Annotated in this window: 1 protein-coding gene; it reads left to right on the forward strand. The window is 58.6% G+C overall.

Annotated elements, in window-relative coordinates; translation table 11 throughout:
- Positions 1-433 precede the first annotated feature (433 nt).
- Positions 434-1,782: PDC sensor domain-containing protein (locus B5D38_RS21765; protein ID WP_131829996.1), on the forward strand; the 1,349-nt coding region annotated here is incomplete at its 3' end.

Raw genomic sequence — 1,782 nt, forward strand, 5'->3', positions numbered from 1 at the left:
GGCGACGACGGATGGGAAGAGTTCTGACCAGAACGGACCAAACAAGACGAGGGGCGGCCGGCGATCATCGCCCGCCGCCCCTTCATTTTGTTCTCACATAGCCAAGACCGGGAACGCAATCTCGCCTCCTCAGCCAATAAACGACTTCAACAAGGAAAGATCAGTCGCTCACGTCGAGGATGCCTCCACAGTCTCTCGCCATGCGAAATACGTCGACCCGGAATTGATTACATTATACCGTCCAGGGATACCCGCACTCGGTCGTGATGCATAGCGACCGCATAACCTATGATTGCACCTTATGTAAGTTACACATACCTGTTATTTTTCCTACCGCCCAAGTCATATTAAGACGATTTTTGGAACTTTATACTTTTTAAATACTCGAACGATAAGCTCCAGCTCTTCCACAACCCGAAGAAGTTCGGCCGTCATGACGTTCAAATCCATCCAGATGAAAATCGCGGTATTTTCCGTAACTTGCATATTGGGCGCGACGGCGGGTCTGGTTGGCTACTCGCTCTACGCCTCGGGCAACAGCCGAACCTATGTCGCAAATTCCGTTTCTACGCTCATCGAGCGCCAGACATCGGAGAGCCTTCAGCGGCTGGCCAATACCCAGGCGGAGAGGATCGCGGCAACGATCAATCAAGCGTTTGACGCGGCGCGCAACATGGCGCGTTCGTTTGAGGTCGCGGCAGCCGGTGGACCGGATTCAACGCCGCCAGCCGAGCGCCGCAGCCAGTTCAACCGCATTCTTCTCAATGTCCTGAAGGACAATCCGGGCTTCAACGGAACGTATAGTGCCTGGGAGCCTGATGCGATCGACGGCAATGACGCCGCTTTCCGGAACCGCGCAGATGCCGGTTCGGATGCGACGGGACGATTTCTGCCTTACTGGACGAGGGACGCTTCCGGCAAGATCGCCCTTCAGCCACTCGTCGAGTACGATAGCCAGGACCTCCACCCGAACGGCGTGATGAAGGGCGGCTGGTACATTGGTCCGCAGACCGGCAAGGGTGAGAGCATTCTCTCCCCCCTGCCCTACATCGTTCAGGGCAAGAACGTCTATCTCGCGACCATGTCCGTTCCGATCATGATCGACGGCAAGTTCCGGGGCGTTGTCGGCGCTGACTACAACCTCGATTTCGTGCAGCAGCTCGCCCAAAAGGTGGACGGCTCGATCTTTTCTTCCCAGGCCGACGTAACCATCGTGAGTGGGCAGGGGCTGACGGTTGCCTCCAGCGAGCATCCTGAAGCGATCGGCGGTCCCTTCGAAAAGGTCGATCCAGCGCTCTCAAGGCTGAGGGCCGGCATTGAGAGCGGCAAAGAGCAGTTGGACTCGACAGACGAATCCATAGCGGTTTCGGCTCCCATCAACTTTGGCCGCACGGACTTGACCTGGTCGATCGTCATCAAGGTTCCGCGTGCCATAGCTCTCGCCGATGCGGCGAAGCTGGATGCGGATCTCTCGGACCGAAACGCCACGGATTCGATGGTGCAAATCGCCGTCGCCGCCGTCATCGGTCTCGCCGGCGCAATCCTGATGTGGCTTGTTGCCCGCTCCATCGCGTCGCCCATCATCCAAATGACGCAGGCGATGCGGCTTCTGGCGCAGCGGAAATTCGAGACACAGGTTCCGGGCGTCGGCCGCAGCGACGAAATCGGCGCCATGGCCGAGGCCGTTCAGGTGTTCAAGGACAACGGCATCAAGGCCAAGCAGCTGGAGGCCGAGGCCGAGGAGACGCGCCGGCGCCAGGAGGTCGAGCGCGAGCGCCTCGC

The sequence above is a fragment of the Consotaella salsifontis genome (assembly GCF_900167365.1).
Taxonomy (GTDB): Bacteria; Pseudomonadota; Alphaproteobacteria; order Rhizobiales; family Rhizobiaceae; genus Consotaella; species Consotaella salsifontis.